Source organism: Natrinema amylolyticum (assembly GCF_020515625.1).
In the GTDB taxonomy this organism is placed as follows: Archaea; Halobacteriota; Halobacteria; order Halobacteriales; family Natrialbaceae; genus Natrinema; species Natrinema amylolyticum.
In genome coordinates this window covers 97,303-111,122 of sequence record NZ_JAIWPJ010000003.1, presented here as the reverse complement: position 1 = coordinate 111,122, position 13,820 = coordinate 97,303, and the positions used below count along the sequence as shown (strand labels likewise).

Annotated in this window: 16 protein-coding genes; 5 read left to right on the top strand and 11 right to left on the bottom strand. The window is 66.9% G+C overall.

Going from position 1 to position 13,820, the window contains the following annotated elements; all coding sequences use genetic code 11:
* The first annotated feature begins 6 nt into the window (after positions 1–6).
* Positions 7–687, top strand: a complete 681-nt coding sequence (locus tag LDH66_RS16190) for a class I SAM-dependent methyltransferase (RefSeq protein ID WP_226482128.1) — start codon at positions 7–9, stop codon at positions 685–687.
* A 79-nt stretch (positions 688–766) separates the two neighbouring features.
* Here the strand turns inward: LDH66_RS16190 and LDH66_RS16185 are convergent, their stop codons facing one another.
* The 4 genes from LDH66_RS16185 to LDH66_RS16170 all read right to left on the bottom strand — a co-directional run bounded on the left by LDH66_RS16185 (position 767) and on the right by LDH66_RS16170 (position 3,966).
* Positions 767–1,306, bottom strand: a complete 540-nt coding sequence (locus tag LDH66_RS16185) for a heme NO-binding domain-containing protein (protein WP_226482127.1) — start codon at positions 1,304–1,306, stop codon at positions 767–769.
* A gap of 103 nt (positions 1,307–1,409) precedes the next feature.
* Positions 1,410–2,267: a ribose-phosphate diphosphokinase gene (prs, locus tag LDH66_RS16180; protein WP_226482126.1), complete on the bottom strand. Its 858-nt coding sequence runs from the start codon at positions 2,265–2,267 to the stop codon at positions 1,410–1,412.
* Between the two features lie 193 nt (positions 2,268–2,460).
* Entirely contained in the window at positions 2,461–2,991 is a 531-nt protein-coding gene (locus LDH66_RS16175; protein WP_226482125.1) for a hypothetical protein, read from the bottom strand.
* Positions 2,992–3,078: 87 nt separating this feature from the next.
* Positions 3,079–3,966, bottom strand: a complete 888-nt coding sequence (locus LDH66_RS16170) for an HVO_0234 family beta-propeller protein (protein WP_226482124.1) — start codon at positions 3,964–3,966, stop codon at positions 3,079–3,081.
* Between the two features lie 104 nt (positions 3,967–4,070).
* Between LDH66_RS16170 and glmM the strand changes: the two genes are divergently transcribed.
* On the top strand, positions 4,071–5,447 hold the full coding sequence (gene glmM / locus LDH66_RS16165) for a phosphoglucosamine mutase (RefSeq protein WP_226482123.1): 1,377 nt from the start codon (positions 4,071–4,073) through the stop codon (positions 5,445–5,447).
* 277 nt (positions 5,448–5,724) lie between these two features.
* On the opposite strand, the gene LDH66_RS16160 is transcribed toward glmM, so the two are convergent.
* The 5 genes from LDH66_RS16160 to serA form a co-directional block, all read right to left on the bottom strand.
* A complete protein-coding gene (locus LDH66_RS16160; protein WP_226482122.1) occupies positions 5,725–6,120 on the bottom strand; it encodes a universal stress protein in 396 nt (131 codons plus the stop codon).
* A 76-nt stretch (positions 6,121–6,196) separates the two neighbouring features.
* The gene (locus LDH66_RS16155; protein WP_226482121.1) at positions 6,197–7,378 is read right to left on the bottom strand and encodes a DUF7118 family protein; all 1,182 of its coding nucleotides are present in this window, start codon (positions 7,376–7,378) and stop codon (positions 6,197–6,199) included.
* A gap of 1 nt (position 7,379) precedes the next feature.
* Positions 7,380–7,748, bottom strand: a complete 369-nt coding sequence (hisI, locus tag LDH66_RS16150; protein ID WP_226482120.1) for a phosphoribosyl-AMP cyclohydrolase — start codon at positions 7,746–7,748, stop codon at positions 7,380–7,382.
* Positions 7,749–7,853: 105 nt separating this feature from the next.
* A complete protein-coding gene (locus LDH66_RS16145) occupies positions 7,854–8,099 on the bottom strand; it encodes a hypothetical protein (protein WP_226482119.1) in 246 nt (81 codons plus the stop codon).
* 176 nt (positions 8,100–8,275) lie between these two features.
* A complete protein-coding gene (gene serA / locus LDH66_RS16140; RefSeq protein WP_226482118.1) occupies positions 8,276–9,862 on the bottom strand; it encodes a phosphoglycerate dehydrogenase in 1,587 nt (528 codons plus the stop codon).
* A 308-nt stretch (positions 9,863–10,170) separates the two neighbouring features.
* On the opposite strand from serA, the gene LDH66_RS16135 reads away from it, so the two are divergent.
* Positions 10,171–10,626, top strand: a complete 456-nt coding sequence (locus LDH66_RS16135; protein ID WP_226482117.1) for a universal stress protein — start codon at positions 10,171–10,173, stop codon at positions 10,624–10,626.
* A gap of 48 nt (positions 10,627–10,674) precedes the next feature.
* Here LDH66_RS16135 and LDH66_RS16130 read toward each other — a convergent pair whose 3' ends face one another.
* On the bottom strand, positions 10,675–11,361 hold the full coding sequence (locus tag LDH66_RS16130) for a DUF7978 family protein (RefSeq protein ID WP_226482116.1): 687 nt from the start codon (positions 11,359–11,361) through the stop codon (positions 10,675–10,677).
* Between the two features lie 153 nt (positions 11,362–11,514).
* Between LDH66_RS16130 and serB the strand changes: the two genes are divergently transcribed.
* Positions 11,515–12,159 carry a phosphoserine phosphatase SerB gene (gene serB / locus LDH66_RS16125; protein WP_226482115.1) on the top strand — a complete coding sequence of 215 codons (645 nt, stop codon included), beginning with the start codon at positions 11,515–11,517 and terminating at the stop codon, positions 12,157–12,159.
* 198 nt (positions 12,160–12,357) lie between these two features.
* The gene (locus LDH66_RS16120) at positions 12,358–12,747 is read left to right on the top strand and encodes a hypothetical protein (RefSeq protein WP_226482114.1); all 390 of its coding nucleotides are present in this window, start codon (positions 12,358–12,360) and stop codon (positions 12,745–12,747) included.
* 195 nt (positions 12,748–12,942) lie between these two features.
* On the opposite strand, the gene LDH66_RS16115 is transcribed toward LDH66_RS16120, so the two are convergent.
* Positions 12,943–13,758 (bottom strand): DUF7978 family protein, encoded by an 816-nt coding sequence (locus LDH66_RS16115; RefSeq protein WP_226482113.1) that lies wholly within the window; start codon positions 13,756–13,758, stop codon positions 12,943–12,945.
* Positions 13,759–13,820 lie beyond the last annotated feature (62 nt).

Here is a 13,820-nt window from a genome sequence, read left to right as displayed (position 1 = left end):
TCCCGCATGACGCACCCGGATCGGAACGACGATGCCGTCAAGGACCTCGTCCGACGGCACTGGAACGACCGCGCACCGACGTTCGACGACGCGAGCCATCACGGGATCCACACCGACGACCAGCGCGATCGGTGGTCGTCGGTTCTCCGCGAGTGGACCGGTGACGACCCGCGCCAGGTGCTCGATATCGGCTGCGGGACGGGGGTCATATCGCTGCTGTTGGCGGGGCTGGGCCACGACGTCACGGGCGTCGACGTCGCGCCGCGGATGCTCGAGCGCGCTCGAGCGAAAGCCGAGCGGGCGAACCGATCGATCGAGTTCTACCGCGGGGACGCGGAAGCCCTCGCGGTTCCCGACGACGCCGTCGAACTGGTCACGGCCCGACACCTGATCTGGACGCTCCCGAACCCGGAGCGAGCGATCGAGGAGTGGCAGCGAGTCGTCGAACCGGGCGGACGGATCCTCGTGATCGAGGGCTACTGGGATCACGACGAACCGTGGGACGAGTACGAGGAGATCCACGATAACTTGCCGATGTACGACGGTCGACCGCCCGACGAATTACGCTCGGTCCTCACACGGCACGGCCTCCGAGACATCGAATACGAACCGCTACTCGATCCGGTACTGTGGGGACGGGAACCGCACCACGAGTATTACATCATGGCCGGAACGGTTTCGCGTTGAGTCGAGACGCGTCGGCGATCCGCCGATCGGCCGACACACGGTTCGACCGTGCGGTCGTCTCTCGCTTTCTTCGCCGTCGTTATTCGAAGTCGACGCGGAACCGACAGGCTTCGTCTCCGTCGTCGACGCAGGCCGTCTTCGCGACGGTCGCGTCGGCGTCGTAGGCGGCGACCACTCCCTCGAGGATCCCGTGGGCGAGTCCGCAGTAGCGCTGCTCGCGGTGGGTGTCGTACGTGACGATCGCGTGATCTGATTCGCGCGTACAGGAGAGTTCGGGAATCGAGGTGTTCTCCGTGGCCGTTTCGATGTTGTCGTAGACGTCCTCGAGTTCGGCGAGTAGTTCGGGCAGGTCCCAGTCGCGTTTGACGTGGGCGCTGAACGTCGAGAGCAGTTCCGGTGCGAGCGTCGTACCGAAGTCGCGCTCGATCGCCTGCCGATCCTGCGTGGCCATCGTCGAGAGCGTCTCGAGGATGGCGTCGATTTCTCCGTCATCGTAGTGAGAAACGGGGAGATAGAGCTTCGGCTCGAGGCCGGACTGCTCGACGATCGTGTCCCAGGTATCGTCGTCGGTCCGATCGACGATGTATTCCTTGAGGGTCTTGTGGACGATTCCGTGCATCTGACAGATCTAGGCGTTCTCCGCGACGGCTCGTGTGGCCGAGGCCCCCTCGTGCCACGCGCTAACAACTAGACCAGTGTCTGGGGACTACTTAACCGTTTAGTTACAGGTGTGCCGCGAGCGTCGGTGCGACGGAGACGGTGGCGACGCCTCGCTCGATGGTGTCAGTGCCGTAGATCGCCTCGACGCCGGCCCGCGAGAGCTTCGTGACGGCGTCGCGAGCGAGCAGCGGATGGACGCAGGTGACGAAGACTCGACCGACGTTCCGGTCCTCGAGGACGGCGACGGCCTCGCTCATCGTCGATCCCGTCGCGATGATGTCGTCGACGACGACGACGTCGCGGCCGGCGACCTCGACGCCGCTTGGCGAAATCTCGACCTCGGTGCCGGAGTGGCGGGTCTTCTCGAAGTAGTCGGTCTCGCCCGCGCCGTAGGCCGCTCGAGCCGTCTCGGCGAGGTCGATCGCTCCCGCGTCGGGAGAGAGGAAGACCGGCTCCGCGAGGTCGTCGGGCAGGGGATCGGCCAGTCGCCCGGCCGCGTCGACGGCGGTCGCCGTCGGCTCGAAAAATTCACAGACCGCCTCCTCGTGGGGGTTGACGGTCAGGACGCGGTCCGTCCCGGTCGAAATCGAGCGGGCGACTGCTCGGGCGGAGACGGGGTGGCCCGGCTCGAAGGCCGCGTCCTGCCGGCCGTAGCCCATGTAGGGCAGGACGGTGACGACCTCCTCGACGCCGGCCTCGCGGACGGCGTCCTGCAGCTGGAGCACCTCGAGATGGGCGTCGCTCGAGACGGTCGAGGCGACGATCACCGCCCGGTCCGGCTCGGCCTCGGCCACGCCGGGGACGGCGGCGAGCAGTTCACCGTCGGGAAAGCGGTCGTACTCGACGGCGGCGAGCGGTTCTTTGAGGTCGCGTGCGAGCGCCGCAGCGAGAGCCTGCGACGCGGATCCGCTGACGATCATAGTCGGTGGGACAGGCCGGGGGCTAAACCAGTTTTCGTTCTCCGACCGAGAGCGACGGCTCGTCGATCGGTTCCGTATCCCGCGAAAAGCTCCTCGTAGCTTCACCTTGTGACCAGAAGTACTTAAACGACCGCTCGGCGCGACTCGAGGCGAGTCCGTTTGTGATCGCGTCGGTCCTCACCGACCCGCTCGTTCACTCTTCGGCGTCGTCTAAGGCCGTATCGCCGTCGCCGCAGGGACCGCCGTCGGTATCGCTCAGGACCGTCAGCTCGCCGTTGCGATCGACCATCGCGAAGACATTGACACAATCCGGGTCGTTCCACCGCGCCGGCGTCACCTGCGTCGGCTTTCCGCCGTCGAGTCGGAACATGACGCTGAACGATCCCGATTCGGTCGGCCAGTTTCGCTCGAGTTTCGCGCCGCTGTCCTCGGCGAGCTCGTGGGTCGACCAGTGTTCGGGGCCGTCGCCGAACTCGACGATGACGTCGATCGTGTGTGTCCCGTCGTCTAAGTTCTCGAGAGAGATCTCTCCGAGCAGCGTTCCGCTGGCCGCCTCGGTGGTTTCGCTCCCGGTTTCCGGATCCGCGCTCTCGTCCCCGTCCCCATTCCCGTTCCCGTTTCCGCCGTCCCCGTTTTCGTCGTCACTGCCCATACAGCCGGCGACCGCACCGGTGAGCGCGGTGCCGGTCGCGGCCAGTAGTCGTCGCCGCGGTAGCTCGTTCATGTACTGAAAGAGAATAATCCTGGCTAAATAAACGTCCGTCAGACACCGGCCGCGATCTCGGTCTCGCACTCGGGATTAGCGTTCCGACTACTGCGGCGGAACGGCGAGGCCCGTGACGCCGGTGATCCCCAGCGTTCGCGTCCGCCACTCCCCCTCGCTCGCCGAGAGGAACGTCCCCGACTCCGTGACGGCATAGACCGCGTCGCCGTAGCCAACGCCCACGATCCGGCCCCTCGAACGGTCACTCGCTCGCTCCCGCCACTCGTCGTCGTCGGACGCGTACTCGTAGACCGTGTCGCCGGCGACCGCGTGGGCGCGGACGAGCCGTCCGGGCTCCGAACGGGGGTCCGCCGCGACGACGTCGAACTGCCCCTCGCGGATTTCCATCCAGCCGTTGCCGAGCTTGTAGAGCCCGTCGACGGTGGCGGCCAGCGGGACGCCGGCGGCCGAGACGTCCCGGATGTCCGTCAGTCCCGCGTGATCGAGTCCGCCCTCGTGGACGCGGTAGACACCGCTGTCGGTGCCGACGAGGTCGCCGTCGATCGCCCGCACCGCGGCGACGGTCTCGTCCTCGAGCGTGGTCCACTCGTCGGCTCCGGCCGCCCGACACGCGACGCGGCCGTTCGAATCAGCCGCGATCAGATCGCCGTCGTCGTCGTAGCCGACGGCGACCGCCGGGCCGAATCCCGTTCCGACGAACGTCTCGTCGGTGGCGGCCGCGTCGGTGGCGCCGTTTCCGGTCTCGGGTTCGGCTCCCTCCTCGAGCGCGAGCACGCGAACGTCTTCGTCGGTCGCGACGGCGACGGCGTCGCGGGTCGCTGCGACGTCTCGGGCGGTACAGCGCTCGCAGAGTCCGAATTCGCCGACGGTGTCGCCGGCGACGCTGACGCGGACGACGCCGATCTCGCTCGCGACGTACGCCGTGATCGCACCCTCGCGGTCGCCGTAGACGCGCTTTTCCTCGATCGAGTCCATACGGAACCGTGGCGGGGACGGGCCGAAAACGTTCCGTCACGGGCGTCCGTCCCGCTGGCCGGGTTGCGGAATCCCTTTGAGGAGTCCGGTCGGACTAGCACGTGATGCAAGTCTTCGGATCGAGCGGGACGCGGGGCGTCGCCAACGAGGAGTTGACGCCCGCGTTCGTCCTGCGCGTCGCGAAAGCGGCGGGGACGACCTGGGGCGACGGTCGCGGTGGGGACCGAGTTGCCATCGCCCGCGACACGCGCCACACCGGTCGGATGCTGGCCGACGCGGCCGCCAGCGGGTTGGCGAGTACCGGAACCGACGTCGACCGCCTCGGTGTCCTCCCCACGCCGGGGGCACAGGCCTACGCCGAACGCGAAGGGGTACCGGTCATGGTCATCACGGCCTCGCACAACCCGCCGCCGTACAACGGCGTCAAACTCGTCGGGGACGACGGCGTGGAACTCTCGACCTCGAGCCTCGAGTCCATCGAGGAGACGCTGCTCACCGAATCGTTCGCCGTCGCCCCTTGGGACGAGACGGGCCGCGTTCGCGACGTCGAGGGCGTAGCACGGGCATACGTCGACGAACTGCTCGCGGCCGCCGATCGGGAGCAGATCGCCGACGCCGACCTCACCGTCGCGCTCGATCCGGGCCACGGTGCGGGATCGCTCACCAGTCCCGAGTTCTTCCGGAAACTCGGCTGTCGAGTTGTCACGGTCAACGCCCAGCCAGACGGCCACTTTCCGGGTCGGGACCCCGAGCCAGTCCCCGACAACCTCGCCGATCTCGGCCGGCTCGTCCGCGCCACCGACGCCGACGTCGGCATCGCTCACGACGGCGATGCCGACCGCGCCATCTTCTTCGACGAGAACGGCAAATACGTCGAGGGCGACGCCACTCTCGCCGCGCTCGCGGCCGCCGAACTCGAGCCCGGCGACACCACCGTCTCGGCGGTCAACGTCTCCCAGCGGCTCGTCGACGTCGTCACCGAAGTCGGGGCCGAACTCGAGTTGACCCCGATCGGCTCGACGAACATCATCACCCGGATCCAAGAGCTCGAGGCCAACGGCGAGCGGGTGCCCGTCGCGGGCGAGGGCAACGGCGGGATCTTCTTCCCCGACTACCGCCTCTCCCGAGACGGGGCCTTCACGGCCGCGCGATTCCTCGAGTTGGTCGCCGAACGGCCGGTCAGCGAGATCGTCGCGCCCTACGACGGCTACGTCAACGTGCGCCACAACGTCGAGTACGAGTCGACAGCCGAGCGCGACGCGATGCTCGACGCGGCGGCCAATCAGGCCCAGGCCGCCGCCGCCGAACTCAACACCCGCGACGGCTACCGGCTGGATTACGGCGACGCGTGGGTGCTCGCTCGCCCCTCCGGGACCGAGCCGCTCGTCCGAATCTACGCCGAGGCCCGTGACGGCGACCGCGCCGCGGAACTCGCCGGCGACATGTACGACGCGCTCGCCGCCGCGAAGGCCGACGTCTGAGGCAGTTTTCTGCGACCCGCTCGATCGACCGCAGGTCGACGTATCTCTCCAAATCGATCATCCGGCCCGCGGTGGCGCGCGCTGGTGGCCGGCCGAACGCCAGTGAGGGCGGCCGCCGATGTCGTGCGAGGGATGAGCGATCGACCGGATAGAGAGAGCGAATCGGCTGGGGAGGGCGTGGCGATTCCCCGTTGCCACGGTAGCAGGACACTTTTCTCGCTCATTTCCATCAGAACCCACTGCCCAATTCACGTCTCTATCGAACGGTCACACTCTGTCACGGAACGATCGTCACGGGAATCTCCGCGCGCCGGGTGACCGCCTCCGCGACGCTGCCGAGCAACATCCGCGAGACGCCGGCCTTCCCTTCGCTCCCCATGACGATCGCGTCGACGTTCTCCTCGGTCGCGTACTCGAGGATCGCGTCCGCCGCGCCGCTGCCCTCGACGACCGTTGTTTCGACCGATCGACCGTGTTCGGCGGCAGTTTCTCGGACGTCGGCGAAGAACTCCGGTTCGTCGTCCCCCGAGACGACGCTGCCGTAGTCCGCCTCGAGGTCGTCGATCGCGAAGACGACCGTCACTCGATCGGCGGGCACCCACTCGAGAGCGTGCTCGAGGGCCGCTCGCGCCGGCGCGGAGTCGTCCATCGGGACGAGAATATGTCTGGTCATGGACGAGCCTTCGAGCGGCGGCGGCTAAAATGCGGGGCCGGTCTCGAGTGCGGGCTCCGCCGCGGAGTCACGCCGCTCAGACCGGGTCATCGCTCTCGAGCGCGTCCTCGAGTCGCTCCCGTTCGGTCCGCAGGGCCTCGAGTTCGTCCGCGACGCGGCCGTCGGTCAGGCGCTCGCGTTCGGCGGGGCTGAGTTGGGCGACCGCCTGCGCGGCGGTCTGCAGGCGGTCGTAGTCGGGATCGGTCGCGAGCAGGCGGACCTCGCGCAGGGCCGCGACCGCGTCTTCGTCGGCGATCCGGGCGACGAACGGGCGATACTCTCGCGCCCGGCGGCGCAGTGCGCCGGCCGGCTCCGGCGGCCAGTCGATCGTCAGCGGCTCGGCGTCGATCCCCTCGAGATACGTCTGCTGGGTGGCGACGTTGCGCTTGAGTTCGTCCGCGCTGTCGACGTAGTGGGAAAGCTTCGACCGGGAGTAGTCGGCATACTCGAGCAACTCGGGAATGGTGTACTCGCCGGCCGGGTTCTCGCGGACGTACGCCGCCAGATCGTCCGGCGGTCGCTCGTAGCTCACGAACGGATACCACTGGCTCCGCTCGAGCAGGTCGAACACCTCGCGCGCGCTGGCCTCGAGCCGGTACTCCCGAACGGCCTCGCGGATCGCGTCGTTGTACGTCTCGATCGGCTCCCGGAGTCGCTCGACCGGGGCGTCGAGATCCGCGTTCGCCAGCTCGAGCAGCCGCTCGTGCTCGTCGGTCTCGTCGTCGATGGCCCGCAGGCGCGTCGTTGCGGCCGTGCGGGCCTCGGCGAGCTCCTCGCGGGCGGCCTCGCGTTCCTCGAGCAGGTCGGCGTACTCGGCGGCCGGCTCGAGGGCCTCGCGGGCCCGTTCGAAGTCGGACTCGCTGAGCCGACGCTTGTCGATCGCCTCGAGGGCGTCCTCGAAGGCATCGTACTCGGGGAGCCCGTCCGAGAGGCCCGAAACCAGTCCGTCGAATTTGCCCTCGAGTTCGATGTAGGCCTGGAAGTTCTCCTTGCCAGTCCCGGTCGCGCGGTCGACGTAGTCCTCGAGCAGTTTCGACGCCGTCCGGTAGGCCGCCGCGGTCTCTTCGACGGTCTCCTCGCCGTGGTCTTCGATCCGCGTCTCGACCGTCTCGAGGCGCTTCCGGGCGGCCTCGAGCGCCTCGAGCGGGGTCGGTTCGCCGTCGTCGCTGCTGGCACCGTCGTTCGAGCGGGCGTCGGAGGGGCGGACGCGTTCGCTCATTTCACTCGTAGACGGCGTCGGGGTCGAACACTCGCTCGCCGACGTTCTCGCCCTCGATCGTCCGGTGGAAACACGAGCGGTGACCGGTGTGGCACGCGCCGCCCTCCTGGTCGACCAGATAGAGGAGGGTGTCGGCGTCGCAGTCTACCCGGACCTCCTCGACGTCCTGGACGTGACCGCTCGTCGCCCCCTTCTCCCAGAGTTCCTCCCGGCTCCGAGAGTAGTAGTGCGCGCGGCCGGTCTCGCGGGTCCGCTCTAAGGCCTCCGGCGAGACGTACGCGAGCATCAGTACCTCGCCGGTGTCGGCGTCCTGTGCCACGGCGGGGACGAGGCCGTCCTCCCCGAAGTCGACCGCAACGTCGTCGTCCATACTCGCGGTATCGTTCGTCCGAGCGATAGGTCTTTTGCCGCGCGAACCGCGAGAGAACATCGACACTCGCGGACCGGACTGTCGAAAAAGTGAGCGAGACCGCCGTTATCGTCCGTTCCAGCTCCAGCGACCGACGACGACCAGCGCGACCGCGAACGCCAGCAGGCCGACCGTCGACGCCGCCGCGGCGAGTCCCGGGGCCAACAGCAGTCCGACTACCAGCAACAGCAACCCGAAGATCGAGACGAGCGAGAGACCGATCCCCTCGCGAATCCCCCACTTCGTGTCCGCGGCGTCCTCGCGGGCGCTGTCGGTCGGCTGCTGTACTGTACCGCGTTCCGGAATTGTCATGTCGTTCGCCTCCTCCGAGAGGGAGGCTCCCCACGGAGATAAAGCGCGCTCACGAACGGGCTGACTGTCCGATCGGGAGGGAGTTCGGTCCGCTCGAGCGGGCATCGAATTCGAAGTCTCTCTCGATCCGAACCGAATCGAAAATCAGTGACCGAAGTATCGGTGGTCTCGAGCGCTCAGTTGTGGCCGTTCAGCGTGATGTCGTTGATCCCGATGATCCGTTCGTCGGACTCGAGTTCCTCCTTGGCCGCGTCGGGGACCTCGCTGTCGACGTTGTAGACGGTCAGGGCCTCGCCGCCGATGGTCTCGCGGGCGTTGAACATGCCGGCGATGTTGACGTCGTACCCGCCCATCACCGAGCCGATATGGCCGATGACGCCGGGTTCGTCCGTGTTGCGTGCGACGACCATTCGACCGTGGGGGATGGCGTCGACGCGGTAGCCGTCGATGCGGACGATGCGCGGGTCGTCGCCCGCGAACAGCGTCCCGTCGACCGAGACTTCGTCGTCGGCGTTGCTGACGGTCACGGAGACCAGGCTCTGGAAGTCCTCGGCCTGTCGGGTCTTGGACTCAGTGACGTCGACGCCGCGATCCTCGGCGATCTGGGGCGCGTTGACCGCGTTGACCTGCCACTCGAGGGGCTGGAAGACGCCCTTGAGCGCGCTCGCGGTGACGAACTCGACATCCTCGTCGGCGATGTCGCCCTCGTAGCTGACCTCGACGTTCTCGATGCGGCCCTCGAGCAGTTGCGCGGCGACCTTGCCGGCCGTTTCGGCGAGCTCGATGTAGGGCTCGACGCGGGGGAACGCGCTCTCGTCGATCGAGGGGGCGTTGAGGGCGTTCGCGACGGGTTCCCCGACCAGCGCGGCGTTGACTTGTTTGGCGGTCGAGGTCGCGACGTTCTCCTGGGCGGCCTCCGTCGAGGCACCGAGGTGGGGCGTGACGATGATCTCGTCGTGCTCGAGCAGCGGCGAGTCAGCCGGCAGGGGCTCCTCGGCGAAGACGTCGATCGCCGCGCCGGCGAGGGTGCCGTCTTCGACCTTGGCGGCGAGTGCGTCCTCGTCGACGACGCCGCCGCGGGCGCAGTTGACCAGGTAGCCGTCGTCCAGCAGGTCCAGTTCGTCCTCGCTGATCAGCCCCTCCGTTTCGGGGGTCAGCGGCGTGTGGACGGTCACGAAGTCGGCGGCCTCGAGACACGGCTCGAACTCGACGAGTTCGGCACCGATGCGCTCGGCGCGCTCCTCGCTGATGTAGGGGTCGTAGGCGACGATGTCCATGCCCAGCGAGTCGAGCTTCTTGGCGACCTCCTGGCCGACGCGGCCGAGGCCGACGACGCCCAGCGTCTTGCCGTTGAGTTCGGTCCCGAGGTAGTCGCTTTTGGCCCACTCGCCGTTCTTCAGGCGGATGTGGGCCTGCGGGATCGATCGCGCGGTCGCGAACGTCATCGCGACGGTGTGTTCGGCGGCTGCGCGAACGTTCCCTTCGGGGGCGTTGGCGACGATGACACCGTGGTCTTTCGCGGCGTCGATGTCGATGTTATCGACACCGATCCCGGCTCGGCCGACGATGACGAGATCCTCGGCGGCCTCGAGCACGTCGTCCGTTACCTCGGTCCCCGAGCGAACGATCATACCGTTCGCGTCGGAGACCGCCTCGAGGAGGTCGTCGCCCTCGAGTTCGTAGCCCGTCTCGACTTCGTGGCCGGCATCTCTGAGTACGTCCAGACCCGCGTCCGCGATCGGATCCGTGACGAGAACCTTCATGCGCGAGACAACCGTGCGGAACAGGTAAACCCTTCCGTTGTGGTCGGAGGTGGCAAAAAATACCGCGGTCGACGGCGAGTCCGTTTTCCCGGACTGACGGCTCCGTGCCGTTCCGTACCGGCGTCGCCCGTCTCGTGCTGCTGACACGAGAAGTCGATCCGTGCTCGAGCCGACTGCGATCGCCGGGCAGTTCGGAGCCGTGTGCCAGCGGGTGATCCTGTCGCTGTCGATCGAGCGTCACGGATCGTCCTCCCAGTGAGCGGGAATCTCTTGCTAGGATTATCAGTCGATATCCCCTCTTCTCAGGTATGTACGACCGAATCCTGCTGCCGACCGACGCCGAAGCGGGAACGGAACTCGCAACCCAACACGCCATCGCCGTCGCGGAACACACCGGCGCGGAACTGCACCTGCTGTACGTCGTCGACAGCGACGTCTACGACTCCTACAGCGGCGACGAGTACGTCCACGAGTTCGAGGGACTCGAGGCCGCCCTTGAGCAGATCGGTGAAGACGCCCTCGGAACGGCCGCTGAGGCGGCCCATGAGGCGGGACTCGAGCCGACGACGGTCGTCAGGCGCGGTCGACCGCACGAGGAGATCCTCGCCTACGCCGACGAGGCGGACGTCGACCTGCTCGTCATGGGATCCACGGAACGGCCCGGCGAGTACCGGCAGCTCCTCGGGAGCGTCACCGACCGCGTCGCCCGGCTCGCCTCCCGGCCGGTGACGATCGTCAAGACCCCGGTCGACGAAAGTGCATAGTCGTTTCAGCACGGGTTCTCGAGCGGCCATCTCAGCTGACCGCCGGCCTTAGCGGTCATCGGCCAGCAGTCGCGGGACGGCGGCGACGGCGGCTCCGATCGCGACGAAGAAAACGACGGTCCCGCCAATCGTCAGGAGCAGGGACGCGTCGGTCGGGACGGCGATCGGCTCCGGATCGGTCCCCTCGGGCGTCCACGTGGCGAGCAGCGAGAGGGCGATCGCGACCGCGAGGTAGCTCAGTCCGAACGAGCCGAGCGCGAGGCCGGCGTCCGCACGCGTCTCGAGGCGAACGGAGCGAACGAGCAGATAGCCGGCGACCAGCAACACGACGACCGGAACGAGCGCGGTAACGTGGCTGATGAAGCCTTGATCCATTCTAAATGCGAAGCCGATCGGTTCGCCGCTCTGTTCGATCGGTGCACCGTGGCTCCCCAGTGTCACGAACCCCGCGAGGATCCACCGGCTCGGCTCGTCCTCCGCTCCCGTTCCCGACGTTGCGATCAGTACGCTCACGAGGTGGTAGGCCACCGCGTAGACGACCGCGAGGGCGCTCGCGCCAGACACGAGCCCGGCTTTCCACGGCGAGACGGTCAGTTTTCGCCGCCTGCGCCGCGGAACGTCGGTCGGATCGTCGCCGTTCCTGCCGTTCCCGCCGTCCCCGCCGTCCTCGCTCTCGTCGAACTCTCGCTCGTCCTCGAGCGAGGGCCCCGTCTCGTACTGCTGATTAGATGACATGTGGCCGGCAACGAACGACGATGGGGAATACGTTTCGGTCGTTCGACGCGTGGAACCAGCACCGAATCGAGCGACCGTCCGCGGTCTCGACGGCGAGCCGTCACGGAACCGAAACCTGAACTGGTTTATCCGGGGACCGACAATCGGGGCACAATGACAGTCGTCGCTTTCGACTTCGACGGGACGCTTTCCGATTCCGAAATGACCGTACTGCTCGGCGACCGCCGCAGCGTCGCCGAGGACATGGCCGACATCACCGAACGCGCGATGAACGACGAGATCGGCTACGCCGAGAGCCTCCGCAAGCGCGCGGCCCTCCTCGAGGGCCTGCCCGAAGCCGAGGCCGACGCCGCCTTCGACGAGGTCGTCCTCCGCGAGGGCGCTGCCGACCTCATCGAGGAACTGAACGCGGCCGGCGTCACGACCGCCATCCTCACGGGCGGGTTCGAACGCGGCGTCGCGGCCGCTCTGGAACGGGAGGGCGTCTCCGTCGACCATATCGTCTCGAACCGGCTCCCGATGAAGGCGAGCGAACTCACGGGCGCGGTCGAGGGTCCCCTGATCGAGGGCACCAAGGACGACGCCCTCGAGGACCTCGCCGCCGACGTCGGCGTCGACCTCGCGGACACCGTGGCGGTCGGCGACGGGGCCAACGACCTGCCGATGCTCGAGGTCGCCGGTCTGGCGATCGGCTTCGAGCCCAAACCGGCGGTCGAACCCCACTGTGACGTGGTCGTCTCCTCGATGGCCGAGGCCCGCGAGACGCTCGTCGAGGACGGCGTGCTCGCCGACCGCTAATTCGTCGGCGTTACGACCGACTTATCGTTCGTAACCAGTAGTTGTGCTCCTGCATCCCGAGCCCGAGCCACAGTTGATCGTCTCTTCTCGTCGCTGATCGCCGGTCCGATCGAACGGTCGTCGAGCAGTGAATATCCGCTCTAACTTCCCATTTCCGGACCGAGAGAGTTTTAACTCATACTCGAGTAAGTGCTCTTGATGATGTGGCAAGACCTCGTATTCATGCTCGGAAGCGGCCTCTCGATCGTCTTTCTCGCGCCGACGCTGCGCGACGCGAACGCGCGGGTTCCCCTCGGCACGAGTCTGCCCTCGATGGGGATCGGGTTCGTCTACAGTATGACCTTCTTCACGCTGGGGATGACCTTCTCCGCCGCGGGCGCGTTCGCCGCCGGCTCGATGTGGTCGATGATCGCCCTGTTCCGCTCACCGCAGGGCGTTTCGATGAACCTGTTCGCCCGCGAAAACCTCGCGCTGTTCGTCTCTGACGTCCAATACTGGCTCGCGCGCCGCCGCTCCGACGGCTCGCTCGCCGATCAGTACGTCTCGGCTGACCCGGGTCGTGCCCACGGTCAGAGTGACGGTCGCTAATCGCTTTCCTGTCCCCTCAGAATCGATCCGCCTCTGACTCGCTTTTCCTTTCACCCCCTCCCCGAATTCTGATCCACTCTTCGAGAGGCGGTGCTGTGGCTTTCGGTACGAAGCCGACGCATTCGTCATCCGAAAGGGTATCAGCTTCCGCACTGCACCCCGTGAAAAACGCCTTCGAATCGATTCTACCGGTAGTTACCGCTCGTTGACCGCGGTGACTGCGCTCTCGACCGCGTCACGCCACTGCGTGAGCAACCCGCCGGCGGCCGCGAGGACGGCGGGAACGGCGAGTCCGCCGAAGAGGATGGCGTCAGTCGTCGCCGGTCCGAACTCGACATCGCTGATGACGTTGCCTTCGTCGCTGAAGAACTGTTCATACTCCAGCGTCGCAACGTTACCAAGACTGGTCGAGTCTCCGACGAGCGTTTGCACGAGCACGTCCTCGGAGTACGTATGGGTCATCAGGAACGCAGCGACGGCCGCGAACACGAGATACGGCGGGACGACCGTCACCCCGGCCTTGACTGCGTCGACGGCGTCGTCGGCGTCGGTGTACCTCGCAACGGCGTATCCGGCAGCGACCACGGCACCGATCGTCGCCAGGAAGAGAACCGTGTCAAGCAGGAAAAACGGCGTATTGGCGATCGCCGCGACGTTGTTCGGCGCGTCAGAGATCGTCGCGGGTTCTCCCGCTGCCTCGAATCCGACGCCGAACGAGGCGATGTAGCTCCAGCCCGCTCCTACCCACGAACTCACTAGGTCCGTCGCGACCACCGTCGCATCGTCACCCGTCCCCTCGACCGTGACCTCGGGGGTCGTCTGTGCGGACGCCACGAGCGTCACGAGCAGATGTGCGAGGTACGTCGCGACCACGGCGATGGCCCCGAACACCGCCCCCTCTTTTATTGGTAGATCGCTTCCCTCATTCTGCGGAACCTGCCGCTGCGCCGGCTGATTCTGTTGTTGCTCCGTCGATTCCTCCTCGTAATCCACTTGCTTCCCGTCTGACATCACCGATACATCAGACAGAACGATATTATAACTTTCGACACTGTTTCTTGCGGATTAGAAAT

Excerpts from the sequence above, each read along its gene's own strand:
- LDH66_RS16115 (WP_226482113.1), bottom strand. The coding sequence starts at position 13,758 with ATGTCAGACGGGAAGCAAGTGGATTACGAGGAGGAATCGACGGAGCAA.
- prs (WP_226482126.1), bottom strand. The coding sequence starts at position 2,267 with ATGATCGTCAGCGGATCCGCGTCGCAGGCTCTCGCTGCGGCGCTCGCA.
- LDH66_RS16185 (WP_226482127.1), bottom strand. The coding sequence starts at position 1,306 with ATGCACGGAATCGTCCACAAGACCCTCAAGGAATACATCGTCGATCGG.
- serA (WP_226482118.1), bottom strand. The coding sequence starts at position 9,862 with ATGAAGGTTCTCGTCACGGATCCGATCGCGGACGCGGGTCTGGACGTA.
- LDH66_RS16160 (WP_226482122.1), bottom strand. The coding sequence starts at position 6,120 with ATGACCAGACATATTCTCGTCCCGATGGACGACTCCGCGCCGGCGCGA.
- LDH66_RS16190 (WP_226482128.1), top strand. The coding sequence starts at position 7 with ATGACGCACCCGGATCGGAACGACGATGCCGTCAAGGACCTCGTCCGA.
- LDH66_RS16135 (WP_226482117.1), top strand. The coding sequence starts at position 10,171 with ATGTACGACCGAATCCTGCTGCCGACCGACGCCGAAGCGGGAACGGAA.
- glmM (WP_226482123.1), top strand. The coding sequence starts at position 4,071 with ATGCAAGTCTTCGGATCGAGCGGGACGCGGGGCGTCGCCAACGAGGAG.
- LDH66_RS16175 (WP_226482125.1), bottom strand. The coding sequence starts at position 2,991 with ATGAACGAGCTACCGCGGCGACGACTACTGGCCGCGACCGGCACCGCG.
- LDH66_RS16130 (WP_226482116.1), bottom strand. The coding sequence starts at position 11,361 with ATGTCATCTAATCAGCAGTACGAGACGGGGCCCTCGCTCGAGGACGAG.
- hisI (WP_226482120.1), bottom strand. The coding sequence starts at position 7,748 with ATGGACGACGACGTTGCGGTCGACTTCGGGGAGGACGGCCTCGTCCCC.
- LDH66_RS16155 (WP_226482121.1), bottom strand. The coding sequence starts at position 7,378 with ATGAGCGAACGCGTCCGCCCCTCCGACGCCCGCTCGAACGACGGTGCC.
- LDH66_RS16170 (WP_226482124.1), bottom strand. The coding sequence starts at position 3,966 with ATGGACTCGATCGAGGAAAAGCGCGTCTACGGCGACCGCGAGGGTGCG.
- LDH66_RS16120 (WP_226482114.1), top strand. The coding sequence starts at position 12,358 with ATGATGTGGCAAGACCTCGTATTCATGCTCGGAAGCGGCCTCTCGATC.
- LDH66_RS16145 (WP_226482119.1), bottom strand. The coding sequence starts at position 8,099 with ATGACAATTCCGGAACGCGGTACAGTACAGCAGCCGACCGACAGCGCC.
- serB (WP_226482115.1), top strand. The coding sequence starts at position 11,515 with ATGACAGTCGTCGCTTTCGACTTCGACGGGACGCTTTCCGATTCCGAA.